Origin of the sequence: Nonomuraea maritima (genome assembly GCF_900100395.1) — a bacterium.
In the GTDB taxonomy this organism is placed as follows: domain Bacteria; phylum Actinomycetota; class Actinomycetes; order Streptosporangiales; family Streptosporangiaceae; genus Nonomuraea; species Nonomuraea maritima.
In genome coordinates this window covers 64362-90088 of sequence record NZ_FNFB01000019.1, presented here as the reverse complement: position 1 = coordinate 90088, position 25727 = coordinate 64362, and the positions used below count along the sequence as shown (strand labels likewise).

Annotated in this window: 26 protein-coding genes, 1 tRNA gene and 1 riboswitch; of the genes, 13 read left to right on the top strand and 14 right to left on the bottom strand. The window is 71.0% G+C overall.

The window, feature by feature from the left end; genetic code table 11:
- Position 1: 1 nt before the first annotated feature.
- Genes BLR04_RS26210 through BLR04_RS26190 form a run of 5 tightly spaced genes read right to left on the bottom strand, consistent with a single transcriptional unit; the run spans position 2 to position 5437 of the window.
- On the bottom strand, positions 2-1462 hold the full coding sequence (locus BLR04_RS26210; protein ID WP_090770097.1) for a peptidoglycan D,D-transpeptidase FtsI family protein: 1461 nt from the start codon (positions 1460-1462) through the stop codon (positions 2-4).
- A complete protein-coding gene (locus tag BLR04_RS26205; protein WP_090770095.1) occupies positions 1459-2853 on the bottom strand; it encodes an FtsW/RodA/SpoVE family cell cycle protein in 1395 nt (464 codons plus the stop codon). Before BLR04_RS26205 ends, BLR04_RS26210 begins: the two co-directional genes overlap by 4 nt.
- Positions 2854-4209 (bottom strand): Stp1/IreP family PP2C-type Ser/Thr phosphatase, encoded by a 1356-nt coding sequence (locus BLR04_RS26200; RefSeq protein ID WP_090770093.1) that lies wholly within the window; start codon positions 4207-4209, stop codon positions 2854-2856.
- Positions 4206-4679 carry an FHA domain-containing protein FhaB/FipA gene (locus BLR04_RS26195; RefSeq protein WP_090770092.1) on the bottom strand — a complete coding sequence of 158 codons (474 nt, stop codon included), beginning with the start codon at positions 4677-4679 and terminating at the stop codon, positions 4206-4208. The genes BLR04_RS26200 and BLR04_RS26195 overlap by 4 nt, the downstream gene beginning before the upstream one ends.
- Before the next feature lie 11 nt (positions 4680-4690).
- Positions 4691-5437 carry an FHA domain-containing protein gene (locus tag BLR04_RS26190; RefSeq protein ID WP_090770090.1) on the bottom strand — a complete coding sequence of 249 codons (747 nt, stop codon included), beginning with the start codon at positions 5435-5437 and terminating at the stop codon, positions 4691-4693.
- Positions 5438-5636: 199 nt separating this feature from the next.
- Here BLR04_RS26190 and BLR04_RS26185 point away from each other — a divergent pair.
- A tRNA-Leu gene (locus tag BLR04_RS26185) sits at positions 5637-5719 on the top strand.
- Between the two features lie 468 nt (positions 5720-6187).
- Here the strand turns inward: BLR04_RS26185 and BLR04_RS26180 are convergent.
- Positions 6188-7198, bottom strand: a complete 1011-nt coding sequence (locus BLR04_RS26180; RefSeq protein ID WP_090770088.1) for a hemolysin family protein — start codon at positions 7196-7198, stop codon at positions 6188-6190.
- Entirely contained in the window at positions 7195-8544 is a 1350-nt protein-coding gene (locus BLR04_RS26175) for a hemolysin family protein (protein ID WP_090770086.1), read from the bottom strand. The genes BLR04_RS26180 and BLR04_RS26175 overlap by 4 nt, the downstream gene beginning before the upstream one ends.
- Positions 8545-8991: 447 nt before the next feature.
- On the opposite strand from BLR04_RS26175, the gene BLR04_RS26170 reads away from it, so the two are divergent.
- Complete coding sequence (locus tag BLR04_RS26170; protein ID WP_245740539.1) at positions 8992-10050, top strand: LCP family protein; 1059 nt, start codon at positions 8992-8994, stop codon at positions 10048-10050.
- A 66-nt stretch (positions 10051-10116) separates the two neighbouring features.
- On the opposite strand, the gene BLR04_RS26165 is transcribed toward BLR04_RS26170, so the two are convergent.
- On the bottom strand, positions 10117-10764 hold the full coding sequence (locus BLR04_RS26165) for a GOLPH3/VPS74 family protein (RefSeq protein ID WP_090770084.1): 648 nt from the start codon (positions 10762-10764) through the stop codon (positions 10117-10119).
- 23 nt (positions 10765-10787) lie between these two features.
- Here BLR04_RS26165 and BLR04_RS26160 point away from each other — a divergent pair, with 23 nt between their 5' ends.
- The 4 genes from BLR04_RS26160 to BLR04_RS26145 all read left to right on the top strand — a co-directional run bounded on the left by BLR04_RS26160 (position 10788) and on the right by BLR04_RS26145 (position 14184).
- Positions 10788-11396, top strand: coding sequence for a TenA family protein (locus BLR04_RS26160; protein WP_090770082.1), 609 nt, complete (start codon positions 10788-10790; stop codon positions 11394-11396).
- A 17-nt stretch (positions 11397-11413) separates the two neighbouring features.
- Positions 11414-12292, top strand: coding sequence for an Fpg/Nei family DNA glycosylase (locus BLR04_RS26155; RefSeq protein WP_090770080.1), 879 nt, complete (start codon positions 11414-11416; stop codon positions 12290-12292).
- Between the two features lie 43 nt (positions 12293-12335).
- Positions 12336-12659, top strand: coding sequence for a rhodanese-like domain-containing protein (locus BLR04_RS26150; protein ID WP_090770078.1), 324 nt, complete (start codon positions 12336-12338; stop codon positions 12657-12659).
- 74 nt (positions 12660-12733) lie between these two features.
- Positions 12734-12847: riboswitch (TPP riboswitch) on the top strand.
- Entirely contained in the window at positions 12838-14184 is a 1347-nt protein-coding gene (locus BLR04_RS26145; RefSeq protein ID WP_090770076.1) for a purine-cytosine permease family protein, read from the top strand. It overlaps the preceding riboswitch by 10 nt.
- On the opposite strand, the gene BLR04_RS26140 is transcribed toward BLR04_RS26145, so the two are convergent.
- Positions 14173-14742: a methylated-DNA--[protein]-cysteine S-methyltransferase gene (locus tag BLR04_RS26140; protein WP_090770074.1), complete on the bottom strand. Its 570-nt coding sequence runs from the start codon at positions 14740-14742 to the stop codon at positions 14173-14175. The genes BLR04_RS26145 and BLR04_RS26140 overlap by 12 nt on opposite strands.
- A 97-nt stretch (positions 14743-14839) precedes the next feature.
- Between BLR04_RS26140 and BLR04_RS26135 the strand changes: the two genes are divergently transcribed.
- Both BLR04_RS26135 and BLR04_RS26130 read left to right on the top strand, forming a co-directional pair.
- The gene (locus BLR04_RS26135) at positions 14840-16708 is read left to right on the top strand and encodes a sensor histidine kinase (protein ID WP_245740537.1); all 1869 of its coding nucleotides are present in this window, start codon (positions 14840-14842) and stop codon (positions 16706-16708) included.
- A gap of 143 nt (positions 16709-16851) precedes the next feature.
- Positions 16852-17283 (top strand): ATP-binding protein, encoded by a 432-nt coding sequence (locus BLR04_RS26130; protein ID WP_245740535.1) that lies wholly within the window; start codon positions 16852-16854, stop codon positions 17281-17283.
- Here BLR04_RS26130 and BLR04_RS26125 read toward each other — a convergent pair.
- From BLR04_RS26125 to BLR04_RS40875, 3 genes are all read right to left on the bottom strand, one after another.
- Positions 17267-17908, bottom strand: coding sequence for a YidC/Oxa1 family membrane protein insertase (locus BLR04_RS26125; RefSeq protein WP_090770068.1), 642 nt, complete (start codon positions 17906-17908; stop codon positions 17267-17269). The genes BLR04_RS26130 and BLR04_RS26125 overlap by 17 nt on opposite strands.
- A 72-nt stretch (positions 17909-17980) precedes the next feature.
- Positions 17981-18181 carry a hypothetical protein gene (locus BLR04_RS26120; protein WP_090770067.1) on the bottom strand — a complete coding sequence of 67 codons (201 nt, stop codon included), beginning with the start codon at positions 18179-18181 and terminating at the stop codon, positions 17981-17983.
- Positions 18178-18351 (bottom strand): hypothetical protein, encoded by a 174-nt coding sequence (locus BLR04_RS40875; protein WP_176903281.1) that lies wholly within the window; start codon positions 18349-18351, stop codon positions 18178-18180. The genes BLR04_RS26120 and BLR04_RS40875 overlap by 4 nt, the downstream gene beginning before the upstream one ends.
- Before the next feature lie 94 nt (positions 18352-18445).
- Here BLR04_RS40875 and BLR04_RS26115 point away from each other — a divergent pair, with 94 nt between their 5' ends.
- Positions 18446-19144, top strand: coding sequence for a response regulator transcription factor (locus BLR04_RS26115; protein ID WP_090770065.1), 699 nt, complete (start codon positions 18446-18448; stop codon positions 19142-19144).
- On the top strand, positions 19141-20277 hold the full coding sequence (locus BLR04_RS26110) for a sensor histidine kinase (protein ID WP_245740533.1): 1137 nt from the start codon (positions 19141-19143) through the stop codon (positions 20275-20277). Before BLR04_RS26115 ends, BLR04_RS26110 begins: the two co-directional genes overlap by 4 nt.
- Before the next feature lie 45 nt (positions 20278-20322).
- Here BLR04_RS26110 and BLR04_RS26105 read toward each other — a convergent pair whose 3' ends face one another.
- Positions 20323-20733: a hypothetical protein gene (locus BLR04_RS26105; protein ID WP_090770063.1), complete on the bottom strand. Its 411-nt coding sequence runs from the start codon at positions 20731-20733 to the stop codon at positions 20323-20325.
- Positions 20734-20920: 187 nt separating this feature from the next.
- On the opposite strand from BLR04_RS26105, the gene BLR04_RS26100 reads away from it, so the two are divergent.
- The 3 genes from BLR04_RS26100 (at position 20921) to mptB (ending at position 23568) form a co-directional block, all read left to right on the top strand.
- Complete coding sequence (locus BLR04_RS26100; RefSeq protein ID WP_090770061.1) at positions 20921-21268, top strand: STAS domain-containing protein; 348 nt, start codon at positions 20921-20923, stop codon at positions 21266-21268.
- 99 nt (positions 21269-21367) lie between these two features.
- On the top strand, positions 21368-22105 hold the full coding sequence (locus BLR04_RS26095) for a glycosyltransferase family 2 protein (protein WP_090770059.1): 738 nt from the start codon (positions 21368-21370) through the stop codon (positions 22103-22105).
- 29 nt (positions 22106-22134) lie between these two features.
- Complete coding sequence (gene mptB, locus BLR04_RS26090; RefSeq protein ID WP_245740532.1) at positions 22135-23568, top strand: polyprenol phosphomannose-dependent alpha 1,6 mannosyltransferase MptB; 1434 nt, start codon at positions 22135-22137, stop codon at positions 23566-23568.
- On the opposite strand, the gene BLR04_RS26085 is transcribed toward mptB, so the two are convergent.
- Positions 23471-25714, bottom strand: a complete 2244-nt coding sequence (locus BLR04_RS26085) for a hypothetical protein (protein ID WP_090770057.1) — start codon at positions 25712-25714, stop codon at positions 23471-23473. The two genes, mptB and BLR04_RS26085, sit on opposite strands and share 98 nt — an antisense overlap.
- Positions 25715-25727 lie beyond the last annotated feature (13 nt).

Below are 25727 nucleotides of genomic sequence, written 5' to 3'. Positions count from 1 at the left end.
CTCACTTGTTCAGCACCGCCTCCAGCACGGCCTTGGCGATCGGCGCGGCGGTGTGCCCGCCGGACGCCTCCGCGCCGACGTTGGCCGCGCCGGACTCGACGATGACCGCGAGAGCCACCTGCGGGTCGTTCGCGGGCGCGAAGGAGATGAACCAGGCGTGCGGAGGTTGTCCGTCGGAGGTCTCCGCGGTGCCTGTCTTGCCCGCTACTTTGACGCCTGGAACCTGCGCCAGGTTTGCCGTGCCGTTGTCGACGACGCTGACCATCATGTCGCGCAGCTTGCCCGCCGTCTCGGGACTGACCGCCTCGGACAGCTCGTCCGGGTCGGCCTCCTCGATCGCGTCGCCCTTGGCGTCAGTGATCTCGTTCACGAGGTACGGCTTCATGACCACGCCGTCGTTGGCGATGCCCGCCGCGATCATGGCCATCTGCAGCGGCGTCATCCGGTTGTCGCGCTGCCCGATGGAGGCCATGGCCAGCGCGGCCTTGTCGTAGTCCTTGCCGAAGTCGCTCTGCGCCACCCGCATCGGCACGCCGAGCGGCTCGCCCATGCCGAACTTCTCGGTCTGCTCCTTCAGCGCGTCGAAGCCGACCTCCATGCCGATCTTGCCGAACGGCGTGTTGCAGGACCGCTCCAAGGCGAACTGCAGCGTCACGCGGCCCGTGCCGCACGCCGCGCCGCCCGAGTTGGGCAGGCTGATGTTGGTGTTGGGCAGCGGCAGCCGCTGCGGCGCGTCGACCAGGGTCTCGGGGCCGCGCGAGGAGTCCTCCTCCAGGTAGGCCGCCGCCGTGACCACCTTGAACGTCGACCCAGGCGGGTACGTCTGCGCGATCGTCCGGTTGAGCAGCGGCTGGCTCTTGTCGGCGGCCAGCTCGTCGTAGCGGGTGAAGACCTTGCCCTTGTCGGTGCCCGACAGCTCGGTCGGGTCGTAGGTGGGCAGCGAGACCATCGCGAGGATCGCCCCGGTCTTCGGGTTGAGCGCCAGCACCGCGCCCCGCTTGCCGCTCGAACGCAGCGCGTCGTAGGCGGCCTTCTGGGCCTTCGGGTTGATCGTGAGCTCGACGTTGGCGCCCTTGGTCGGCTCGCCGGTGAACAGGTCGATGCTGCGCCGCAGCAGCAGGTCGGCGCTGGAACCGTCGAGCAGGTCGTTCTCGGACGCCTCGATCGCCTCCGCGCTCTCGGGTGAGAAGAACCCGGTGACGTGGGCGTAGAGCTTGGCGTCAGGATATTTCCTGACGAACCGGAACTGGTTGCTGTCGGTCTCGACGGACTCGGCGATCACCTTGCCGCCTGCCGTGATGCGCCCGCGCTCGATGGCGTACCGGTCGAAGAAGTTCCGTACGTTGCGAGCGTCCGTGCGGAGGTCTTCCGCCTGCACCGCCTGCTTCACGTTCACGTTGATCATCAGGAGGGCGAACATGGCCAGACAGGCCACCGCCACGCGCTTCAGTGTGCGGTTCATCGCTGGAACACCTGAGTCATACCCTCGTTCTGGATCGCTTGGGGCGGGGGGCGTCTGGCCGAGTCTGACATGCGTACCAGAAGCGCGATAAGGATCCAGTTAGCCAGCAAGGCAGAACCGCCCTGCGACATGAACGGCGTGACCAGGCCGGTCAGCGGGATGAGGTTCGTCACGCCGCCGACGATGATGAACACCTGCCAGGCCAGGATGAACGACAGGCCGCCGCCCAGCAGCTTCGAGAACGGGTCGCGGGCCGCGAGCGCCGTGCGCAGGCCGCGCTCGACGATCAGCGCGTACACCATGAGCAGCGCCATCAGCCCGGTCAGCCCGAGCTCCTCGCCCGTGGCGCTGAAGATGAAGTCGGAGAACGCCAGCGGGATCAGCTCGGGGTGCCCCTGACCGAGCCCCGTGCCGAGGATGCCGCCTGAGCCGAGGGCGAACAGCCCCTGCATGAGCTGCTCGCTGCCGCCGACGCGCCGGAACAGCTCGGGGTCGGAGGGGTTGAGGAAGACCTCGAAACGCTGCTGGACGTGGTCGAAGACCATGCCGGCCAGGATCGCGCCGCCGACGAAGAGCAGGATGCCGATGATGACCCACGAGCTGCGCTGGGTCGCGATGTAGAGCATCGCGATGAACGTGCCGAACAGCAGCAGCGAGGAGCCCAGGTCTTTCTGCATCACCAGGACGCCGAGGCTGACGCCCCAGATGATGAGCACCGGGCCTAGGTCGCGCGCCCGCGGCAGGTCGATGAAGAGCAGCCGGCGGCCGGCGAGCGCGAGCACGTCGCGCTTGGCCACCAGATAGCCGGCGAAGAAGACGACCAGCGCCAGCTTGGCGAACTCGGCCGGCTGGATCTGCGCCGCGGAAACGCCAGGGACGCCGACCCAGATGCGGGCGCCGTTGATCTCCCGGCCGATGAACGGGATCAGCGGCGAGACCAGCAGGAACACCCCCACCGCGCCGGCGGTGTAGGTCAGCCGCTGCAGCGCGCGGTGGTCGCGCAGGAAGATCAGCGTGAGGCTGAACAGCACGATGCCGACGAGCGTCCACAGCAGCTGCGAGTTGGGCGAGGCGAGCTTGCCGGTGTTGGAGTCGGACTCCGACAACCGGTAGATCATCACCAGCCCGAGCCCGTTGACCAGCGTCACCAGCGGCAGGATCAGCGGGTCGGCCCACGGCGCGAACTTGGCCAGCACCAGATAGGCGGCCAGCATCAGCCCGCCCAGGCTCAGCCCGTACGTCAGCATGCCCGACGGAACCTGACCGTCGAGCGCCAGACCCACGTTGGCGTACGCGCCCATGACGATGGCCACCGCGAGCGCGAGCATGAGCAGCTGCGCGCCGCGCCGCTTGGCCGGCATCGGGACGGGGGAGACGTCGACTTCGCTCATCTACCGCTGCTGTCTCGTCTTCGTGGGCGTGGGGGTCGCCGACGGCGTCGCAGAGGTGTCCGGCTCCGCGGCGGTCTCGTTGTCGGCACCGGTTTCGGTGTCGGCCTTGACCTTGGTGTCGGCTTCTGTGTCGCCCTGGGAGCCCTCGAACTTCAAACCGTTGATCCTCGTGATGCCTTCGGCTTCGGTGGTGACGGGGATGCCGCCCTTGATCAGCGCCTGATCCGCCTCCGAGAGCCGGGAGAGCTGCTTGCCCGTGGCACGGGAGACGGAGAAGAGCTGGAACGGCCCCACCTCCTTCTTGATCCCCTGGAACACGACCACCTCGTCGCCCCTGGCACCGACGAAGAACTGGTCCTGAGTCCACTGGTATCCGAAGTAGACGCCGGCGCTCACGCCGGCGATGCCGATACCGAGCACGGTGACCAGGACGGGCCACAGACGACGACGCTTGCCCGGCCGCCGGACCGCCTGGGCGGTCGGCTCGTCGAACGCGTCGTCGTCGGTGAGCACCGGCTGGGGTGCGGTCACCGCGCCGGCTCGCCCCGGCGAGGTGTCCTGGGGGTTCTCGTGCAGCCGGCCCATGCCCGCGGCGCCGACGACGGCCGCCTCCGCGGAAACCTGCTGCACTTCGCCCAGGTCGACGACGTCGGCCAGCACGCAGGTGATGTTGTCGGGACCGCCGCCGCGGTTCGCCAGGTCGATGAGCTGGCGAACCACCTCTTCCGGGTCGTCGATGTTGGTCAGCGTGGCGTGCAGCGTCTCCGCGCTCACCACACCCGACAACCCGTCGGAGCACAGCAGGTAACGATCGCCGACCTGCGCCTCACGCAGCGTCAGGTCGGGGTCGACCTCGCCGCTGCCGTCGAGCGCCCGCAGCAGGATCGAACGCTGCGGATGCGTGGCGGCCTCGTCAGGCGTGATGCGCCCGTCGTCGACGAGCTGCTGCACCAGCGTGTGGTCGTGGGTGATCTGGTAGAGCTCCCCGCGCCTGAGCAGGTAGGCGCGCGAGTCGCCGACATGCACCAATGCGACCTGGGTGCCGTTCCAGAACATGGCCGTGAGAGTCGTACCCATGCCCTTGAGGCTGGGATCCCGCCCCACCATCTCGTGCAGCCTGCGGTTGGCGTCGCGTACCGCTGCCTCGATGGAGTTGAGCAGGTCGCCCCCCTGTGGGGCCTCTTCAAGAGAGGCCATGGCGGCGATGGCGACTGAGCTCGCCACCTCGCCGTGTGCGTGCCCGCCCATGCCGTCGGCGACGGCGAGCAGGCGGCCGCTAGCGTACGCCGAGTCCTCGTTCCCTTCGCGGAGGAGGCCGACGTCCGAGCGGGCGGCGTAGCGGAGTGCGATGGTCATTTGCGCAATTCAATGACTGTCTTGCCGACGCGGATCGGAACACCGAGCGGCACCGGGGTCGGACGGGTGACTTTCGAGCGGTCGAGATACGTGCCGTTGGTCGAACCGAGATCTTCCACGATCCACTGACCGTCCTGAGGAAAGAGCCGGGCATGCCGACTGGAAGCGTAGTCGTCGCTGACTACCAGCGTGGAGTCGCTGGCCCGGCCTATGGTGATGGGCGTCTCCGTGAGGTTGATGGTGGTGCCCTGGAGAGGGCCACCCGTGACGATGAGCTGGCGTGGCTCGCCCTTCTTGTTCTTGGGTTTCGCCACAGGTCGGGCGGGCTTCGCGGCCTTGCGTCCCCCGCCGACGGTTTCGGTGCGTGAGCCGAACAAGTCAGTCCGGATCACGCCGACTGCGGCAATGACGAAGAACCACAGCACCGCCAGGAAAGCGAGCCGGATCAGCAGCAGCGTGAGCTCGGACATGGACCGTCTGTCTACCCCTGATCGCGCCGGAACACCAGAGTCGTGCGTCCCAGCGTCACTCGCGTGCCGTTCTGGAGCTCGATCCTGCGTACCGGCTGGCCGTTGACAAAAGTGCCGTTCGTCGAACCGAGATCCACGAGGGCCACGGTCTGGCCCTCGACGCGCAACTCGGCGTGGTGCCGTGAGACGCCCGGGTCGACGAGACGGAGATCGCAGTCGGTGCCCCTGCCGAGCAGTGTCACCGGGGTGGTGAGTTCGTAGGAGCGGTCGCCCTGCGGGTCGTCCTGGGTGGACACCAGCAGGCGCGGTCGCCCGTGGAACGCGTTGGGCCTCGACGGGGGCAGGTCGCTCGCCGGCTGGCGGATCTCGTCCTGCTCGACCGTCGCCCCGCGAATGACCCCCGACCGGATGCGGAACAATCCCACAGCCAGGTCGCCGGCCGTCTCGAAGCGGACCCGGACCGGTCCCACGAAGGAGTAGCCCTGCTCCTTGGCGTACTCCCTGGCGAGGTTGGCCAGTTCGTGGCTGATGCTGTCGGCGTAGACCTCGAGCCGTTCGCTGTCGGTCGTGGACAACTCCACCACGAAGTCGTTGGGCACGAGCGTGCGACCCTGAGCGACGATGGCCGCACGCTCATCCATCTCCCGCTGAACCGCGCTGGCGACCTCGACCGGCTGAAGGTCAGATTTGAACGCCCGCGCAAAGGCTCCCTCAACCAACCCTTCGAGCCTGCGCTCGAAGCGCTGAAGGACTCCCACCGGGTACCTCCCTTCCTCCGTGCATATGATCGCGGCCCCCAGACGCCTCCGGCGCCCGGTTCCCGCTCGTTCCACGTGACGGTGTCAAAGGCGCTCGTCGGCAGTCGCGCCCAGCTCCTCCGCTCCCGTGTCTTATGCGATCGTATCCGGGTTCAGTACCAGTGGCTGTTCCGTGCTAGTGTTCTTTCCGCACCCACAAGGGCGGGTGGCGGAACGGCAGACGCGCACGGTTCAGGTCCGTGTGTCCGAAAGGACGTGAGGGTTCAAATCCCTCCTCGCCCACTCGGTGACTGGGGACTCTTGGTCGCCGGCCTTACAGGTCGGCTTCCGCGGGTCCCCTCGTCATTTACACCGGGGGGTAACCCCCGGACCCCCAGGTGAGACGCTGCGCTCCCGGGGGCGGAGCCCCCGGACCCCCGTCGCAACCGGGTTCTGGTTGCTGTTCTCACGATCGTTGCCGACCTTCTCTTGGTACGACCGTTCCGGCTTGCTGATGGTGCCGGGCTTGCCTTCGTGTTTCGCCTTGGTGTGGCTGGTGTGGCTCCACGGCCGGGTCGTGGGCCGTTGGTGCTCTCGTGCGGTCTGTCTGGCAGACCACATTGGCGAAGTGTGGGGGTGAGCGCAAGAGGGCTCTCCTCTTTTCGGCAAGGTCTTGTACGACTCCGGGGGCCTTCGGAGGGTAGGCCCGGAGGGTTGCAAGCCGCTTTATGGTGACTTACGCGCCTTCCGGGCCTGTGTTTTCCGTCACACTCAGGCGGCGCGGGTGTCGAGGAGTTCGCCTACGAGGTCGGTGAGGCTCACCATCCCGATGACCGTGCCGTCCTGGTTCGTCACCAGGGCGAGGTGAGATCGCGCCTCCTGCAGCGCCGTGACCGCCTCAGGGACCTGTGTGGTGCACAGCAGGCTGGGGATGGGGCGGGCGAACGACGCGGCCGTGCCGCCGGCGTTCAGGAGCGCCTCGCGGGCGTGCAGGACGCCCTCGACGCCGTTCTGGCCCTCCACCAGGAGCCGCAGGTGCTTGCTGCGCGCAGCGGTCGCCCTGATCTGCTCCGAGCCGGCCGTGGCCGGGACCGACACCGCGTCCGCGATCGGGACCATCAGGCGTTCGATGCCCTCGTCGTCCAGCCGCAGGGCCCGGGTGAGCAGGTCGTGCTCCTCGCGGTCCAGCAGGCCCATGCGGCCGGACTCGCCGACCAGCATCGCGAGCTGGCGAGGGGTGCGCGTCGTCGCCAGCTCGTCGCGGGGCTGGACGCCGAACAGGCGCAGGATGAGGTTGGTCAGCGTGTTGAGCGACGTGAGCAGCGGCCTCATCACCGTGGTGAAGGCGCGGAACGGGAACGTCAGCAGCAGCGCCGCCCGCTCCGGGTGGGTGAGCGCCCACGACTTCGGGGCCATCTCGCCCACCACCATGTGCAGGAACGTGACCAGGGCCAGGGCCAGCGTGAGCGCGATCGGCAGCCGCAGTGCCTCGGGGATGCCGACCGCGGCGAAGACGGGCTCCAGGTAGTGCTCGATCGCGGGCTCGGTCACCTGGCCGAGCCCCAGCGTGCACAGGGTGATGCCCAGCTGGGCGCCGGCCAGCATGAGCGACAGCCGCCGCCCGCCGGCCACCGCCGACTTGGCGGCCATCCTGACGAGGCGGTTGCCGCCCACGGCCATCTCCTCCAGGCGGTGGCGCCGCGAGGAGACGAAGGCGAACTCGGCGGCCACGAACAGCGCGTTGAGCGCGAGCAGTACGAGGCTCAGCAGGATCATGCTCATCGGCGGGCCTCCGCGTGCTGCATCGGGACCACCCGCACCCATTCGGGCACCCGGCGGGCCAGCGACATGACCGTGAGCTGGGCCAGGTGCTCGTCCTCGGCGTCCTCGGCGAACGGGTCGGAGTCGGGGGTGAGGGGCACGGTCAGCGTGTCTCCGGGGTTGGGCATGCGGCCGAGCCTGGCCAGGACCAGGCCGGCGAGGGTGTCGTAGTCGTCGCTCTCCGGCAGTTTCACGCCGGTCGCGCGTTCGACCTCGTCGAGGCGCAGCCGGCCGGGAACCTCCCAGGCGCCGTCCGGGTGCCGCACCGCGCCCGCGGGCTCGGGGTCGTTCTCGTCGACGAGCTCGCCGACCAGCTCTTCCGCGAGGTCCTCGATGGTGATGACGCCGGCCAGGCCGCCGTACTCGTCGATGACGCACGCGATGTCGTCCCTCGCGACGCGCATGCGGTCGAGGACGGCGGGCAGCGGGACCGAGTCGGGAACCAGCAGGGCCGGGCGGGTGACGTCGCCGATCGGGCCGGTGTCCAGGCCGGAGGCGATCAGCTCGCGTACGCCGGTGACGCCGGCCACGTCGCCGTCGTCGCCGAGCACAGGGAAGCGGGAGTGACCGCACTCGCGCATGGCGTCGAGCAGGTCGGAGATGGGCTGTGAGGCGCGCAGCGCGACCACCCGCGGGCGAGGCACCATGATCTCCTCCGCCGTGCGGTCGCCGAACTCAAGAGCGCGTTCGAGCAGTTCCGAAAGGCGCGGGGGCAGCTCGCCCGCCTGGCTCGACTCCGCGATGATGCGCGACAGCTCCTCGGGGGTGGCGCCGTGCTCGACCTCCTCGACCGGCTCGATGCCGACGCGCCGCAGCAGCCCGGAGGCGGCCGAGTCGAACAGCCGGATGATCGGGCCGGCGATGGTGAGGTAGACGAGCGTCGAACCGGCCAGATACTTGGCGACCGGCTCGGGCCTGCTGATGCCGAGGTTCTTGGGGGCCAGCTCGCCGAGCACCATCTGGACGATGGTGGCCACGAAGACGCCGGCGGCGACGGACACCCACGTGATCATCGCGTCGGGCAGCCCGAGGCCGGTCAGCCAGGGACGGACGATGGTCGCGATGGCGGGCTCGGCCAGGAATCCGACGAGCAGGGCCGTGACGGTGATGCCGAGCTGGGCCCCGGAAAGCATGAAGGAGAGACGGGAAGTCACACGGAGCGCCTTCTCCGCGGCGGCGTCACCGGCGGCGGCCTGCTCACGGAGGACGCCGCGGTCGGCGGCGACGAAGGCGAACTCCTGGGCGACGAAATAGCCGGTCGCAGCTGTGAGGAGGACGAGGGCCAGTAGCCCGAGATAGGCGCTCACCGCAGTGAGCCCTCAGAGGAACCCGTGCCTGAGCACGGGCAAAGACTCCATGGGTCCGGAGCGGACACGATCATCCCTTCGATAGCGGTTGTCCATAACCGTAACGACGGGGTTGGCCTTGATGTTTCCGGGGTCACACTCGGCTTGTTCCGCGTACTTTTCCATGGCGAAACCTTGGCGGGGCGTCTTCACTGCTCGTGGTTGGACGTAGCGTTTATGACAAAACGAAGGGGAGAAGGCGAAGTGTCTGACGACGATCGCACGCGAGCCATTCGCTCGCCGGGTGATGGCCGCCCGCTGCCACCGCGGCCCGGCGACGGCGTGCGTTCGGGAGGCGTTCCCGCGCACCCGAGGCCGTCGGCCGGGGGAGCGCCCACCCACAGGCTTCCCGCCGCCCCCCAGAACCCAGAACCGCCGGGCGGCGAACCGCCGCGGTCGCGGTCACGGGTGTACGGCAAGGAGCGAGCAGGGAGAAGCCCGGTCAAGCCGCTCGGCCGCCGCGACGACCCGGCGCAGCGGCCCCCTGGTGGGCCGCGCAAGCGCATCTCCGCCGGCACCATCCTGAAGATCCTCGCCGGGCTGCTCGTCGTGCTGCTGGTGGCCGGCGTGGGCCTGTTCTTCTGGATCGATTCCAGATTGGCGGGCATCGACGGCGTCCTCGACGACTACGACGGCCGTCCGGCCGACACCCCTGGCACCAACTGGCTGCTCGTCGGCTCCGACAGCCGCAAGGGCCTGACGGCCGCGCAGCGCAGGAAACTCGCCACCGGCCGGGCCGCCGGTCAGCGCACCGACTCGATGATGCTGCTGCACATCCCCGAGGGCAGTGACAAGCCGACCCTGATCAGCCTGCCGCGCGACTCGGCCGTGAGCATCCCGGGCCACGGCCGCAACAAGCTCAACGCCGCGTACGCCATCGGTGGTCCGAAGCTGCTGGCCCGCACCGTCGAGACGGTCACCGGCGTGCACATCGACCACTACATGGAGATCGGTTTCGCCGGTTTCGTCGGCATCGTCGACGCGGTCGGCGGCGTCGAGATCAACGTGCCGGCCGCCGTCAGCGACCCCAAGGCGGGCCTGAAGCTCAAGAAGGGCCGGCAGGTGCTCAACGGGTCGCAGGCCCTCGGCTTCGTCCGCACCCGCAAGGGAGGCGCGCTGCCCGACTTCGAGCGGACGAAGCGGCAGCGGCAGTTCCTGGGCGCGGTCGTGAAGAAGGCGGCCAGCCCCGGGGTGCTGCTCAACCCGTTCACCTCGATCCCGCTGGCGATGAGCGCGACCGACGCGGTCGAGGTCGACTCCGGCACGGGGGCGCTCAACATGCTCTCGCTGGGCCTGGCGATGGGCGACAGCCCGGTGACGACGGTGGTGCCGTTCGGCGGCGAGGAGATCATCCCCGGCGGCGGCACGGCGATCAAGTGGGACCGCACCAAGGCCCTCGCGATCTTCAACGCCCTGAAGGACGACAAGCCGGTGCCGCAGAACATCCTCGACGGCACCACCGGCTGACGGCGGCGCACGACCGGGGCCGCGCGGACCTGGTAGGGCACCGCGCGGCCCGTCCCCCGTCCGGTGTCAGCTCGCGGCGGTGACGACGGTGGCCGCCAGGACGGCGGTCATGGCGGCGGACGTGGCCGCGGCGATCGACTTCGCCACCGCGTCCGCCGCCCAGGCGCCCTCGGCGATCTCCTTGACGCGGGCCTTGTCGGCGTCGGGGAACGCCTTGCGGGTGAGGTGGACCGCATGGGTGAGGGCGATGAGGACGGCCGTACGGGCGTCGGGGGTGGCGCCCGCCAGCACGGCCGAGACGCGCTCACGGACGTCCGCCTCGACGCCGTGGTGGGCCTCCGGCCAGCGGGTGACGGGAAAGACGCCGAGCACCTTCCCACGCTCCTCGGTGAGCACGCCCGAGGCCACCAGCCTGGTCAGCAGGCGCCGGCGTGTCCCGCCCGACTGCAGCTTCTGGATCCACCAGAGGGGGCTGCGGCTCCTCGCCTGTCCGGCGACGCGGGTCAGGACGGCGTCGAGTTCGGCGTCGCCCGTCGGGGACGCGTCCTTGACCGTCACCTTCTTGTCCGACAGTTCCAGCCGTTCGTGGACGGCCAGTTCGGCGAGCAGCGCCCCGGCGAGGGCCGGGTCGAGCTGCATCGCGTTGATCAGCGACTTGCCCTGGTCGTCGCTGTGGGCCAGCAGGAGAAGCTCTTCCGCGATCGTCACCGACATGCTTCGACACTAACCTCCCAGACATGAGCATTGCGGAGAAGTTGCACGCGGTCGGGCGCCCGCTCCTCCAGGCCCAGCTCGACCACCCGACGGTCGCCGGGATCGCCCGCGGTGACCTGCCGGAGCCGGTGTTCCGCTCGTGGCTGGAGCAGGACTACCTGTTCCTGCTCGACTACGTGCGCGTGTTCGCGCGGCTGGCCTGGCAGGCGCCGGACGCCCACGTGGGCGACCTGGTTGACCTGGCGCACGCCACGTACCACGACGAGCTGGACCTGCACCGCGGGATGTCGGCCGAGTTCGGCGCCGACCTGGAGGGGGCGAGGAAGGGGCCGGCGTGCGCGGCGTACACGTCGTTCCTGCTGGAATCGGCGGCGACGTACGGGGAGGGGCTGGCGGCGCTGTACCCGTGCATGTGGGGCTATTCGCAGCTGGGACGGATCCTGGCCGAGAACCCGCCCGCCGAGCCGCGCTACCGCGCCTGGGTGGACACGTACGCCGACCCGGGGTTCGCGGCGCTCGCCGCGCGGATCGCGCAGATGATCGACGAGGCCGACCCGGACCCGGCGCGGGCCGAGGCGCTGTTCACCGAGGGCATGGCGCACGAGCTGGCCTTCTGGGACGTGCCCCGCTAGGACCGTACTCTGGGGGCATGCCGGAGCTTCCCGAAGTTGAGTCGCTCACCGGTTTCCTGCGCGAGCGGGCGGTGGGCCGCACGATCCTGGGCGTCGACGTGGTCGCGATCCAGGCGCTCAAGACGTTCGACCCGCCGGTCACCGCGCTCGGCGGGCTGACCGTCACCGGGGTGACGCGCCACGGCAAGTTCCTCGACCTCGACTGCGACGGCCTCCACCTGGTCATCCACCTGGCCCGTGCGGGCTGGCTGCGCTGGCGCGACGATCTCTCGGGCGCGAAGCCCGTCCGTCCTGGCAAGGGTCCGCTGGCGGTACGCGTACGGCTGGCGCCCGACGAGGAGGGGCTTGCGCCGGGGTTCGAGCTGACGGAGGCGGGCACGCAGAAGCGGCTCGCCGTCTATGTCACGAAAAATCCGGACGATGTCCCCGGCGTCGCCGCCCTCGGCCCCGACCCCCTCGACGAGTCCTTCACCGTCGAGGCGCTCAAGCGCATCGTCGGCGGCAACCGCACCCAGATCAAGGGCCTGCTGCGCGACCAGAAGGTGGTCGCCGGCATCGGCAACGCCTACTCCGACGAGGTGCTGCACGCGGCGAAGATGTCACCGTTCAAGATCGCCGCGACGCTCACCGACGAGCAGATCGCCGACCTGCACGAGGCCATCGTCACCACCCTGCGCGACGCCGTCGAGCGCGCTCACGGGCTCGCCGCCAAAGACCTCAAGGCCGAGAAGAAGTCGGGGCTGCGCGTCCACAACCGCGCCGGGCAGCCGTGCGACGTGTGCGGCGACACCATCCGCGAGGTGTCGTTCGCCGACTCCTCGCTGCAGTACTGCCCCACCTGCCAGACGGGCGGCAAGCCCCTCGCGGACCGCCGCATGTCGCGCCTGCTCAAGTGAGCTTCCGTACGGCCCACTGCGCGCGACCCGCGATGATGGAGGCATGACCGTTCCTGAGATCGAGGCCAGTGCCCTTCCCTCCGACGCCTACCTGCTCGACGTCCGCGAGCAGGACGAATGGGTGGCCGGGCACGCGCCGGAGGCCGTCCACATCCCCATGACCCAGATCCAGGGCCGGGTCGACGAGGTCCCCGCCGGCCGCACGGTCTACGTGGTCTGCCGGGCGGGCGGCCGGTCGTTCCAGGTCGCCGCGTGGCTCAACCAGCTCGGCCGCGACGCGGTCAACGTCGCGGGCGGCATGCAGTCGTGGGAGGCCGCGGGCCGCGCGATGGTGAGCGAGGGCGGCACGCCCCCGTACGTCGCCTGAACCCACTCTGGCCATCCCGTAGGCAGTAGGGCATCATAGGGGCGGTAAAAGCGGGTTGAACCCGTTTTTGCGTTACGTGTCAACGCGGGAGCTTGGGGCTACCAGGCTGAGAGGGCGACTGAGTGCCGTCGCCGACCGCACGAACCTGTCCGGATAATGCCGGCGTAGGGAGTGTGCGATGACGCACGGCGTGGAAGAAGTCCCCCTCACCCTCGAAGGGCGGCCGCCGAAGACCCTGGGCGTCCTCGACCAGGGCGCCCTCTGGGCCAACCTGGGGGTGAGCCTCCTCGGCTTCTCCGGGGCGCTGTTCCTGATCAACCCCCTCGGCGACGCGCCGCTCTCGCTCACCGCCGCGCTCGTCGCGACCGTGGTCGGCAGTCTCATCGGCACGGCCATGGTGGGCCTGGCGGCCGTCCCCGGCACCCAGACCGGCAGCCCGGCCATGGTGCTGCTGCGCGGCTTGTTCGGCGCCAAGGTGTCGTACGTCCCCACGGTCCTGAACATCGTGCAGATGCTCGGCTGGGGGGCCTTCGAGCTGTGGGTGATCGCCAAGGCGGCGTCCGCGATGTTCGGCGGGGTGCCGTACCAGGTGTGGGTCATCCTCGCGGGCGTGCTCACCACCGCGCTCGCGATCTGGCCGCTCGGCTCGATCCGCGTGCTGCGCAGGTACGTCACCATCGGCGTGATCGTGTCGATGATCTGGTTCACCTGGCACCTCGTGTCGGACGCGCCCGCGTACACGGGCGGCTCGTGGGAGGCGTTCGCCCCCGCCGTCGACTACGTGATCGCACTGTCGGTGTCGTGGGTGCCGGTGGCCGCCGACTTCGCCCGGCACTCCCGCTCGAGCGGCGCCGCCTTCACCGGCGTGGTCGGCGGGTACACGCTGGCGCAGGTCGCCTGCCTCGGGCTCGGCGTGTACGCGGTGGCGATCGCGGGCGCCGACGCGGTGGCGGCAGACTCGACGTCGGTCTTCGGGCCGTTCGTGGCCGTACCGCTGGGCGTGCTGTTCTTCGCCGTCCTCACGCTGCGCGAGACCGACCAGTCGTTCGCGAACGTCTACTCCACCACCATGTCGCTGCAGAACCTCCTGCCGCGTGTGGACCGGCGGGTCTTCTCCGTCGCCATCGGCGTGCTCACCACGGCGATCGCCCTGGTGGTGGACGTCAACTCCTACGGCGCGTTCCTCGGCGTGATCGGTGCGGTGTTCGTGCCGATGTTCGCGGTGCTCGCCGTCGACTACTTCCTCTTCGGCGGCTCCCGCTCGTGGAACACCGCCGAAGACGCGCCCTCGCGCTGGTCGATGCTCGTGCCGTGGGCGCTCGGCTTCGTCGCGTACTGGCTGACCACCTCCACCCCGACCCTGCCCGGCTGGGACCAGATCTGGACGGACCTGCGCGACGCCATCGGCTTCACCCGTGAGCCGTGGATGAACGGCGCCCTCGGCGGCGCGGTCGTCGCGGCCCTCGTGACCCTCCTGATCGGTCTCCTGGCCGGTACGGCGCGGCGGCGCTCCTCAGCCCGCTGAGGCCCGCCGTTCGACGTTGAGCAGGTGCTGCTTGGCGGCCGCGCCCCCCGCGTAGTCGCCGAGCGACCCGTCGGCCCGCACCACCCGGTGACACGGGACGATCACGCAGACGGGGTTGGAGGCCAACGCGTTGCCGATCGCCCGCAGCGCGCGCGGCCGGCCGATGCTGTCGCCGATCTCCTCAAGCGACGTCGTGGTGCCGTACGGGACGCCCATGGTCTTCTGCAGCACCGTACGGGCGAAGGCCGTGGCGAGCGACAGGTCGACCGGGGTGGCGAAGGCGCGCAGCCGTCCGGAGAAGTACGCGTCGAGCTCGCGGCGCACGGGGTCGAGGCGGCGCGGGTCGGGGCCGATGTAGTCGCCCACATGCCTGGTGACCAGCTCGAACACGTCGTTCTCCGGCTCGAAGCTGCACGCGGCGATGCCTTTGACGGTCACGGCCAGCACGAGCCGGCCCACCGCGCCGTCGTAGGTGCCGAACGCGATGGCGGGCGGCGAGCCGCCCCGATAGGTGCTGGAGGTCACCCGCAGCAGGGCGTCGAGATCGGAACTCGACATGCTCATCACCCTCCCTCACCTGTCGAGAATCACCGTGACCGCAGCGTATCGGACGGATCGCCCGACGGACCCGCCGCGCCACGGGCACTATGGAGGCGTGGGGGACCAATGGGCCGGTAGTGACGACGAGATCGCCAGCGCGGTGCTCGCCAGCTCACCCAACGCCGTCGTCGCGCTCGACCGTGACCAGACCGTCCTGGTCTGGAACGACGCCGCCGAGCGCATGTTCGGCTACCCGGCGCACGAGGTGCTCGGGCGGCGCGCGCCGATCGTTCCTGACGAGCTGGTCGCCGAGCACAACGCCGTGCTGGAGCGCGTCCGCACGGGCGAGCCGGTGTCGCTGCGCACCAAGCGGCTCCACCGCGACGGCACCGTGCTCGACCTGCGCGTCGACATCGGCTCGCTGCGCCTCGGCAGCGCCGTGGCGGGCTACGTCTGCGTCCACCACAGCGCGCGGGCCGACGAGCTCGCCGGGCACCGGATGGCGCGCCGGGCCAGGCTCGTCCGCCGTCTCACCGACGTGGTCGCCGACGTCAACTCCGAGCTGGAGCTGCCGGCCGTGCTCGACCGGATCTCGGCCAGCCTCACGGAGCTGACCGGGGCAGACGCGGGCGGGTTCGTGCTGATCGAGGGCGATCGGCTGCGGCTGGTGAGCACGTACCAGCTGCCGGAGACGCTCAGGGGCACCACGACCGACCTGCGCACGAGCCTCGTGGACAAGCTCTTACGGACGGGCAGGACCGTCCTGCTGCAGTCGGGCGACCTGGGCGACCTGGTGTGGGCGCGCCTGCCCGGCCTGCACACGATCGCGCTCGGCCTCGCGGCCGTCGGCGGCCGCCCGTACGGCGCCCTGTACGCGCTGTTCGCCAGGAGCACCCCCGGGCACCTGGAGCTGGAGCTGCTGGAGCTGCTCGCGGGCCACGCCGGCATCGCCGTGCGCAACGCCGTCGCCTACCAGGAGGCGGTACGCCAGCGGGCGCACGAGCGGGCCGTCTTCGACGCCAGCGCCGACGGCATCGCCGTGCTCGACCAGGAGGCGCGCGTGATCCGGTGGAACCCGGCCGCCGCGGCGCTCACCGGGCTGCCCGCCGAGTCGGTGGTCGGCAGCGAGCCGCCGTTCCCGGTGCCGGCGGCGGGCGAGAAGGTCACCTACCAGCTCGCCAACGGGCGCTGGCTCGACGTGGTGGGCGCCCGGATCGAGGAGACCGGCGAGCTGGTCGTCGACTTCCGCGACGTGACCGCGGCCAAGGAGCTGGAGGAGGCCAAGGACCTGTTCCTCGCCACGACCAGCCACGAGCTGCGCACGCCGATCACGATCGTGCGCGGCTTCGCTGGCACGCTCGACGCGCGCTGGGACAAGATGAGCGACGCCGAACGGCGCTCGGCCGTGCGGACGATCGCCGAGCGGTCGCGCTCGCTCGGCGAGCTGATGGACCACCTGCTGCTCGGGGCGCGGGCGGGGGCCGACGAGCTGAAGGTGCGCATCGAGGCGTTCGACCTGGCCGAGCGGATCGAGGGCGCCACGCTGGGGCTGCCCGCGCTGTCCGACCGGCACCGCGTCGAGGTGCGGGTCCCCGACGGGCTGCCGTACGTGCTGGGGGACGCGCTGGCGACCGACATCGTGCTGGGGCAGCTGCTGGAGAACGCCTTCAAGTACTCGCCGCAGGGCGGCCTGATCAGCGTGGCGGCCTGGCTGGAGGACGAGAACGTCGTCGTGGTGGTCGACGACGAGGGCGTCGGTATCGCACCGCCTGACCGTGAGCGCATCTTTGAGCGCTTCGTCCAGGTGGACAGCGGCGACCGGAGAAGGTTTGGTGGAGTGGGGCTCGGGCTCTACATCGTCCGCAGTCTGGCCAGGGCACAGGGGGGAGACGTCAGCGCTCATGCGCGACCCGGGGGTGGCACGAGGATGCGGCTCGTTCTGCGTGGCACTTCCTCTATCCGATCCGACACACCGATGCGGTAACGAGGTGGTCACAGTTCCGCTGGCCTATCGTCCAATGTGTACAAGCTGTGATCGAGATGCGGTTTCTGGGATTGAGTAACGGGGCATTTCGGTCGTACCGGGGAGTGTTCCCGCGGGGGGCACGGGTGAACGGGGAGGTGGGTGTGTCAAGCGTGGTGCTGTTGCCGTACGCGCCGTCCAGCGTCGCCGTTGCCCGCCAGCGTCTGAGCACTGACCTGCAGGAGTGTGGCGTCTTCTCCACTGCCATCGACGACGCCGTGCTCGTGGTGAGCGAACTCCTGAGCAACGCGCTCCGGCACGCGCATCCGCTGCCGTCAGGCATGGTGCGGGTGGCGTGGCTGCGCAGCGAGGACCACATCGAGGTGGCGGTGAGCGACGGCGGTTCGGCGACCGAGCCGCGCGCGGGCCGTCCCACTCTCTCGTCGCTCGGCGGGCGCGGGCTCGGCATCGTGGAGTACGTCGCCGAGAGCTGGGGGGTCAGGCACGACGGCGACACGACCACGGTGTGGGCCGTACTGCCCGCCCCGGCACCGACGATGAACGGGCAGGTGGCGGCGCTCAGAGAGGCCGGCTAGCCAGCACGGCGCGCTCTCCCGTGGCCCACGCCGTGGAGACGAGCAGGTACAGCCCCGCCGCGAGCGGCAGCACCAGGGTCGCCACCACCGCCCCGTACGGCAGCAGCTTCGAGATTCTCCGCACCGACCCCGGCAGCTCCTCGCTCACCTTGATCTGACGGGCCGAGAACCACGCCACCGCCGCGACCATGACGACGACAACGACGAAGACCAAAATGGGACCGCTGACCAGACCGTAATGCGTGACCAGCCCCGCCACCTGCTGTCCCAGTGGCGCCCCGAACAGGTCATGCCCCACCAGTGCGGTCGGGTGTGTGGCCACCCGGTACATCAGCCACATGAACGGCACCTGCGCCAGCGAGGGGACGATCCCGGCGAACGGCGAGCTGCCTTCTGCGGCGTACAGCGCCGACAGCTCCTTCGACATGCGCTGGGGGTCGCGTCCGTGGCGTGCGCGCAGCGCGCGCAGCTTGGGTGCGAGCCGTTCGCGCACCTTCACCGCCCGCGCCTGGCGGACGCTCAACGGCAGCAACAGCAGCCGTACGGCCACCGTGAACAGCACGATGCCGAGCGCGGCCATGCCTCCGGACAGGTCGACGACGAGCGTGACAAGAGAATCGATCATGAGCCCTCTCCTTGGACGGACGACCAAGGGGCTCGCGCGACGAGCCCCACTCACACCGGGAGCGGGGCTCGTTCAGGGGGCTCGTGGGCGCGGCCGGCCCGCCGCGTCAGGACCGCGCCGGCGCCGGACGGCGGCGCGGCGCGCGTAGGAGAGCGGGGCGCCCGCCGGCTCTCCGCCGAGGACGGGCAGCAGCGCGGCCGCCCAGGCGACCAGCAGCAGGACCGCCAGCATGGTGATGCCGAGCAGCCACGGGTCGAACAGGAACTGCGTCACTGCGAGCGCGAGTGCTTGCCGAGCACGAAGACCGCGACGAAGACGAGCAGAGCGACCACGCCGACGATCAGCGCCAGCTTGATCAGGCCCACCAGCAACGGCAGGACGAAGTTGAACAGCACGAAGAGGCCGAGCAGGACCCCTATGACGAGCATCACGACTCTACCCATGGGGACACCGTACGTCCTGACGTCATGATCCGCGAGGCTTACGAAGGAATGACGTCCTCACCCCTTTCGTGGGGCTCAGCCGTACCGTGAAGAGGTGAACACCCGCATCCTGGTCGTCGACGACGACCCGACCGTCTCCGAGGTCGTGGCCCGCTATCTGGAGCGCGACGGGCACGAGGTCGAGTGCGTGGGCGACGGCGCCGAGGCGCTGCGCCGGGCGCTCGCGAGCCCGCCCGACCTCATGGTGCTCGACCTGATGCTGCCCAAGATCGACGGGCTGCAGGTATGCAGGAAACTGCGGGAACGCTGGCCGGTGCCGGTGATCATGCTGACCGCGCTCGGCGAGGAGATCGACCGCGTGGTCGGGCTGGAGACCGGGGCCGACGACTACGTGACCAAGCCGTTCAGCCCGCGCGAGCTGGCGCTGCGCGTGCAGTCGGTGCTGCGGCGGGCGCGCGGAGCCTCCGTCACCGGCGGCGCCGGGGTGCTGCGTGACGGCGACCTGGTGGTGGACGTCGGCGCCCACGAGGTGCGCCTGCGGGGCGCTGAGGTGATGCTGACGGCCAGGGAGTTCGACCTGCTCGCCCACCTCATGCGCAACCCGCGCCAGGCGTTCAGCCGGTCGGCGCTGCTCAACCAGGTGTGGGGCTGGTCGTTCGGCGACTCGTCCACGGTCACCGTGCACGTACGGCGGCTACGGGAGAAGATCGAGCCCGACCCGACCGAACCGCGCAGGATCGTGACGGTGTGGGGGGTCGGCTACCGGTACGAGCCGTTGGAGGGCGCGGCGTGACCGGCCTCGCGGTGGCCGCGGCCGTGCCGGCCAGGGTGGCGACGGGCGACCTGCCGCTGGTGGTGGGCGTCACGGCCGGGCTCGGGCTGCTCGTGGCGCTCGCCGGCATCTGGGTGATGGGCCGGCTGCGGACGAAGTCGATCGGCGTGATGCTGGCCGTGGTCGTGGTGGTCGCCGTCGCCGCCACGCTGGCCGGCGTCGTCTCGATCATCACGAAGATGATCATCGAGGGGCCGACCAAGGACTTCGTGCTGAGCGTCGTGGCCGTGGGCGGTCTCGTCGGCCTGGGGGTGGCGTTCGTGCTGGCCAGACGGGTGGTCGGGGAGAGCAGGCGGCTGGTGGCGGCCGTACGGCGGCTGCCGTTCGTCGCGCCCCAGGGCCTCCCGGCCGAGCTGCAGACGATCGCCAACACCCTGGAGGAGGCGTACGCGCGGGAGCAGGCCCTGGAAGGGGCGCGGCGGGAACTCGTCGCGTGGGTGAGCCACGACCTGCGCACGCCGCTCGCGGGGATGCGCGCCATGGCCGAGGCGCTGGAGGACGGCGTGGTCACCGACCCCGAGACCGTCGCGCGCTACCACCGGCAGATCAAGCTGGAGGTGGAGCGGCTGTCGGGGATGGTGGACGACCTGTTCGAGCTGTCGCGGATACACGCGGGGGCGCTGCGGCTGTCGCGGAGCAGGGTCGGGCTGGCCGATCTGGTCGCCGACACGCTCGCCGGCGCAGAACCGCTCGCCAGGGCCAAGGGCGTCGTGATAGCGGCCGAGGCGTCCGCCGCCGTGCCGGTGGAGGCCGACGCGGGCGCGCTCGGCCGGGCACTCGGCAACCTGGTGGTCAACGCCATCAGGCACACCCCCTCGGACGGCACCGTCACGCTGCGGGCCGCCGTGGAGCGCGGCGTGGCCTGCGTGTCGGTGACCGACTGCTGCGGAGGGATCCCCGAGGAGGACCTGTCACGGGTGTTCGAGGTGGCCTTCCGCGGGGAGGCGGCGCGGACGCCGACCGCCGACGGCGGGGCAGGGCTGGGCCTGGCCATCGCGCAGGGCATCGTGGAGGCGCACGACGGCGAGATCGTGGTCGTCAACGACGGGCCAGGGTGCCGCTTCGAGATCCGCCTGCCCCTGGTCGGCGGCTGACACCCACCACGTCACCCAAGGCCGCGTCGCGGTGGGCCGCCTCCGTCAGGCCGTCTCAGGGAGTGAGGTGTCGGGCTCTTCCCTGGACGTGCCGAACGACTCGGACATCGCGCGGAACGTCGGGCACGGCCAGCGCCACATGCAGCTCCGGCACCGCAGGATCGGATGGGCGGCGTCGCTCGTGATGCCGCCCGCGTCGCGCGGCTGGTGGAGGTCGAGCAGCCTGAGCCCGAGCTCGGCGAACCTGAGCAGCTCGGTGCGGGCGCCGGCGAGGAACTCGAGGTCCTCGATCTGCAGCCGGGCCCGGATGGGGACGTAGCCGTCGCGGTTGACCAGGCCGCGCAGTCGCGTCGCCTGGTCGTGCCAGGACGTCGCCTTCTCGGTGTGGATGAGGACGGTCTCCAGGCGGTCGCGGAGCCCCTGGCGCTGAGGATCTTCAGGTTTGTCTGCGTTCATCGATCCGGGGCCTGCCGGGCGAGCCCCAGCCCCTCCTTCGCCGTGAAGCGGTGCCGGTTCCGGTGTCACGCTGTCAAGCTTCGCGTACTCTCCGTTTCCGTGGAGCCCAAACGCCGGACAAAAACCCGTCGTTCCCCTATCGGCGTGACAACGTGACCCGAGGCGTTCGCGCCGCTAGCCTGCCCATGTGGAGCTCAAGGTCTCGACTCGATCACAAGCCGGCGGCGCGCTCGTAGCCATCACCGGGGAAATCGACCTCTACACGGCACCCCACCTGCAGTCCGAGTTCACTCGGTTGCTGCAGGACGGGCCGAGCCGAGTGGTCATCGACATGTCCGCCGTGGATTTCTGCGACTCCACGGGGATGAACGTGCTGCTGTCGGCACTCAAACGGATGAAAGAACGCGGAGGAGCGCTGGAGGTGGCCGCGCCGCGGCCCGCCGTACGCAAGATTCTGCAGGTCACAGGGCTCGATTCGGTGTTCACCGTGCACGACGAGGTGCCGAAGGAGTTCCTCCTCAGCGAGAAGTCATGAGGCGATCGGCACACGCGGGCCCGGCGGCTGCGGAATCATGGTCAGTCCGGGCGTGCGGGTGGCGCGCGCGGTGAGTGTCTCGGGCGGAGGTAGGCAACGATGAGCGCCAGTGGCGACACGGCGGTCGTGATCCCGGCCGCCAACGAGGCCGACCGCATCGCGGCCACGGTCGAGGCGGCCGCGGCCCTCCCGGGCGTGGGCCTCGTGGTGGTCGTTGACGACGGTTCCCTCGACCAGACCGGCAGGGTGGCGCGCGCGGCCGGAGCCCGCGTGGTGCGCCACAGCCGCAACCGGGGCAAGGCCGCCGCGATGGAGACGGGCGCCGAGGCGGTCCGTCTCTTCGACGAGGGCGACGTTCCCCGCCATCTGCTCTTCCTCGATGCCGACCTGGGCGTGACGGCCGGTGCCGCCGCGCCCCTCATCGAGCCCGTACGCGCCGGCACGGCCGACATGACGATCGCCGCGTTCGCCACGCGCGTGAAGCTGGGCGGCCACGGGTTAGTCGTCCGTCTGGCGCGCGAGGGCATCCGCCGCGCCACCGGCTTCGAGGCCACCCAGCCGCTCAACGGGCAGCGCTGCCTCACCAGGGCCGCCTTCGAGGCGGCCCGGCCGCTGGCACACGGGTTCGGGGTCGAGACGGCGCTGACGATCGACCTGCTGCGCAAGGGTTTTCGCGTCGCCGAGGTCGAGGTCGACATGGCCCACCGCGCCACCGGCACCGACCTGCGCGCCCAGCTCCACCGGGCCAGGCAGCTCCGCGACGTGGCCCTGGCACTCGCCGTACGCGAGCCGTCGGTCGTACGCGGGCTGGAGTGGCTCTTCCCCCGGCGGCGCTGACCTCCGGGCAGGTGTGCTGGAATTTCCCGGTGACTTCGCAGACGCGGCGCGGCCGGCTCGCCCATGTGGCTCTGGCGGCGATCGGCGCGTCGATCCTGCTGACGGTCGTCATCGGGCTGCTCGGGCCGTCGGCGATGGTGCCCGCGCTGGCCGGGCCCGCCTGGCAGCCGCCGTACTCGCTGTCCGCCGCGCCGGAACCGCACCTGGTCGTCGCGCTCGCTGCGGTGGCGATCGTGCTGGGTGGTCTCGGACTGCTGGGCGCGCTGGCGTGGCTGCGTGACATCCCGGCCCGGTGGCTGGTGGTGGCCGGGTGCGTGGTCGCCGGAGTGCTCGCCTTCCTGCCGCCGTCCGGGTCGGGCGACCATCTCAACTACGCCGCCTACGGGCGGATGGTGACGCTCGGCCTCAACCCCTACACCCACGGCGCGGTCGACCTGCCCGGCGATCCCGTGGCCGGCGCGGTGGAGGACCCGTGGCGGGAAGAGCCCAGCGTGTACGGCCCCGTGGCGACGGCGCTGCAGGCCGTGGCGAGCTGGATCGGCGGCGACTCCGTCCGGATGACGATCTTCGTGCTGGCGCTGTTCAACGCCGCCGCCTTCATCGTGACGGGGCTGCTCGTCGACCGCTTCACCAGGGACGACCCGTCCGCCCGGCTGCGTGCCGCGCTGCTGTGGACGGCCAATCCGCTGCTGCTCTACCAGCTGGTCGCCGGCATGCACGTCGACACCCTCGCCATCGCGTGCATGGTCGCCGCGCTGCTGGCCAGGGGCCGTCCCGCCGGGTCGGGCGTGCTGCTCGGGCTCGGGGTGGCGATCAAGGTCAACGCCGGGCTCGTGGCGCTGGGGCCGGCCTGGGAGTTGCGGCGGCGACCTGGGCGGCTCGCGGTCATGGCCGGGTGCGCCGTCGCGGTGGTGGTCGCCGGTTACGCGGTCGTCGGGCCTGAGGCGATCGAGCCGATCACCCGTACCAGCAAGTCGATCTCGCACGCGTCGTTCTGGAAGCTGGTGCAGGGCTGGTTGCAGGCGGTGGTGGGCACCGGCAGCGCCTACCGGGGGGAGATCCAGGTCGGATCGCTGCTCGTGCTCGTGCTGCTGGCGTGGTCGCTGTTGCGGCCGGCCTCGCTGCGTTCGTCCGGCGCCGGGCTGAGCGCGCCCGCCGTCGCGGCCGGGCTGGTGGTCGCGTACGTGTTCGCGACGCCGTACGTGCTGCCCTGGTACGACGGGCTGGCCCTCGGGGTGCTGGCGCTCGTGGGAGCGTCGGCGGTCGACGGGTTCGTGGTCGCGCACCTGACCGTGCTGTCGCTGGCCTACCTGCCGGCCCGGGTGGTGGGCCAGCCCGCCGACCTCGACTGGCTCAGGGAGGTCCTCAGGCCTCAGCTCGCCTGGGTGCTGCTCGCCCTGACTGTTGCGCTGGTGGTGTGGGCCCGGCGAGCTGCAGGGCGCGTACGCACGCCGCGAGGGTGAGCGGCACGGCCACCGTCAGGGCCATGGCGGGGATGGCGATGCCCGAGTCGTTCATCAGGAAGCCGACGAACGCGCAGGTGAGGGCGCCGAACAGGCCAGGTCGCAGCGCAGGGGCCCGGGTGTAGGCGAGGCCGAGCGCCGAGACCCCCCAGCGCGAGGGCCGGGCCAGGACGAAGAACAGGAAGGCCAGCGCGACCAGCGAGAGCAGCGTCAGCGGCACGTTGCTGACGGTCACGCCGATCATGGCGCCGAACTTGCGTCCGACGACGGTCCAGGCCTCGCCGTCGATGATCTGCTGGACGAAGTTGCCGAGGTGGGTGCGCTGGTCGTCGGGACGCAGCCAGTCGATCACGGACAGTGCCCCCACGAGGGCCGCTCCGGCCAGGCCGACGAGCGCGAGCCGGACGACGGAGACGCGTCTGCCGGAGAGCAGGATGAGGAAGACGGCGAGGCCCACGACGAAGGCCGGGACGCCGCCGAAGTCGGCTCCCCATGACGGCCACCCGTCGGCGAAGATCGCGAAGGCGCCGTACGCGCCGCAGAGCGAGATCACCACGGGCCTGGCCACGCCTCTGGCCTGCAGCCACTGCGCGACCCCGGCCAGGCCGAGTATGGTGCCCGTCGAGTAGACCGCGAACGCGATGTTGCTGAAGCCGTAGAAGCGGCCGCCGGTCACCGGTTCGTAGCCGGTGACGGCGTTCACCTGGAGCACCGAGCCGGTCATGACGTCGAGCAGCAGGGCGAGCGACGTGACGGCGGCCACCACGGTGAGGGGGCCCAGCACGTGGGCGCGCCACGGGCCGGCGAAGGCGACGGCGGTGACGAGCCCCGCGACGCCGAGGATCGTCACGATCACCGACAGCATCGGCACCGGCAGGGTCCACCAGGGCACGAGCTGGGCCAGGAACGTGGAGACCGCGACCGACCCGCTGACCACCGCGACCACCTGCACGGACCTGAGCACCCCTGAGGCCCCCGCGGCGTCCTTCCCTGCCGTCCTGCGGCGGCGCAGGGCGAGGGCGGCGAGGGCGTAGAAGAGGAGCTGGGCCGTGACCAGCACCGTGAAGAACGGGCCGCGGACCTCGCGCAGCACCTTGCTGGCCAGGTCGGCGTCGGCGAGGTCGGTCACCGTGGCGGACGGCGTGTCCTGGGCCGCGTCTCCCGGCTGCCAGGGGCGTCCGACGACCTCGCGGGGCGGCGTGAGGCCGAGGACCCGGACGGCGGTGGACGTGAGGTCGGTGATGGTGACGAGGGCGTCCTGGCGGGTGGAGGTGGCGGTGAGGTGGCCGTGCGGGAACGTCCCGCCCTCGGGCGTCGGCCCGGCGGCCAGCGCCACGTGCAGGTGGGCGTCCGGCGTCACGTCGGATACGCCCGCCACGAGAATCGTGGTGCCGGGCGGCAGCCGGTCGATCAGGGCGCCGATCCGGCGGTCGGCCGCGGCCACGGCGGCCCGGCGCTCGGAGGCGGGCAGGGCGGTGGGGACGCCGTACTCGTCGAGGGGGCGGCGGAACCAGGCGGCGGCGAGGTCGTCGGCGTCGAAGACGATCAGGTGGTAGGGGGTGAGGTCGCCGAGCTCGTCAGGGGTGGCGGCGTAGTGGGCGACATTTCCGGACTTGTCGGCTGCGGCGAGGGCCGCGCCTGGGCCGATGGCGGCCACCTGGCCGCCGCCGTCCTCCACGAGCTGCCCGAGGGTGCCGATGCGGGCGGCGTAGCCGGTGCGTCCCTGGTAGGCGGCCAGCGCCGCCCAGCCGGGGATCGTCGCGCCCGCGCCTTGACGCCGCGGCTCCGGCGGGGCCGGGCAGCCGCGGCCGTCCGTACCGGCTCGCTGACCCGCCGACACCGTCAGCCAGCCGGCGGCGGGGCAGGTGACGCCGCGGTCGGGCGGTGGCACCGCCCGCGTCGAGAGCGAGGCGGAGGCGGCCTCGCCCGCGAGGCGCCAGAGGGTCGGTGTGGCCGTCGCGTCGAGGTCGCTCCACTCCAGACCAGGGACGCCGATCAGCGCCACCCGTCCGCTGACCGCCTGAGCGGCCCCCGCCGCCGGGGCCGTCAGCCCCAGGACGGCGCCCGCCACGAGGAACAGCGCGAGGACGACGCGGGGCATGCGCAGGCGCCCGCCGACGGAAGAGCGCGGCGTGGCGTTCGGCATGGTGAGACCCCCG

What these genes read in the sequence shown, in the direction of transcription:
- BLR04_RS26210 (WP_090770097.1), bottom strand. Translation starts at nt 1,462, where the DNA reads ATGAACCGCACACTGAAGCGCGTGGCGGTGGCCTGTCTGGCCATGTTC.
- BLR04_RS26205 (WP_090770095.1), bottom strand. Translation starts at nt 2,853, where the DNA reads ATGAGCGAAGTCGACGTCTCCCCCGTCCCGATGCCGGCCAAGCGGCGC.
- BLR04_RS26200 (WP_090770093.1), bottom strand. Translation starts at nt 4,209, where the DNA reads ATGACCATCGCACTCCGCTACGCCGCCCGCTCGGACGTCGGCCTCCTC.
- BLR04_RS26195 (WP_090770092.1), bottom strand. Translation starts at nt 4,679, where the DNA reads ATGTCCGAGCTCACGCTGCTGCTGATCCGGCTCGCTTTCCTGGCGGTG.
- BLR04_RS26180 (WP_090770088.1), bottom strand. Translation starts at nt 7,198, where the DNA reads ATGAGCATGATCCTGCTGAGCCTCGTACTGCTCGCGCTCAACGCGCTG.
- BLR04_RS26165 (WP_090770084.1), bottom strand. Translation starts at nt 10,764, where the DNA reads ATGTCGGTGACGATCGCGGAAGAGCTTCTCCTGCTGGCCCACAGCGAC.
- BLR04_RS26160 (WP_090770082.1), top strand. Translation starts at nt 10,788, where the DNA reads ATGAGCATTGCGGAGAAGTTGCACGCGGTCGGGCGCCCGCTCCTCCAG.
- BLR04_RS26155 (WP_090770080.1), top strand. Translation starts at nt 11,414, where the DNA reads ATGCCGGAGCTTCCCGAAGTTGAGTCGCTCACCGGTTTCCTGCGCGAG.
- BLR04_RS26150 (WP_090770078.1), top strand. Translation starts at nt 12,336, where the DNA reads ATGACCGTTCCTGAGATCGAGGCCAGTGCCCTTCCCTCCGACGCCTAC.
- BLR04_RS26145 (WP_090770076.1), top strand. Translation starts at nt 12,838, where the DNA reads ATGACGCACGGCGTGGAAGAAGTCCCCCTCACCCTCGAAGGGCGGCCG.
- BLR04_RS26140 (WP_090770074.1), bottom strand. Translation starts at nt 14,742, where the DNA reads ATGTCGAGTTCCGATCTCGACGCCCTGCTGCGGGTGACCTCCAGCACC.
- BLR04_RS26125 (WP_090770068.1), bottom strand. Translation starts at nt 17,908, where the DNA reads ATGATCGATTCTCTTGTCACGCTCGTCGTCGACCTGTCCGGAGGCATG.
- BLR04_RS40875 (WP_176903281.1), bottom strand. Translation starts at nt 18,351, where the DNA reads ATGGGTAGAGTCGTGATGCTCGTCATAGGGGTCCTGCTCGGCCTCTTC.
- BLR04_RS26105 (WP_090770063.1), bottom strand. Translation starts at nt 20,733, where the DNA reads ATGAACGCAGACAAACCTGAAGATCCTCAGCGCCAGGGGCTCCGCGAC.
- BLR04_RS26095 (WP_090770059.1), top strand. Translation starts at nt 21,368, where the DNA reads ATGAGCGCCAGTGGCGACACGGCGGTCGTGATCCCGGCCGCCAACGAG.
- BLR04_RS26085 (WP_090770057.1), bottom strand. Translation starts at nt 25,714, where the DNA reads ATGCCGAACGCCACGCCGCGCTCTTCCGTCGGCGGGCGCCTGCGCATG.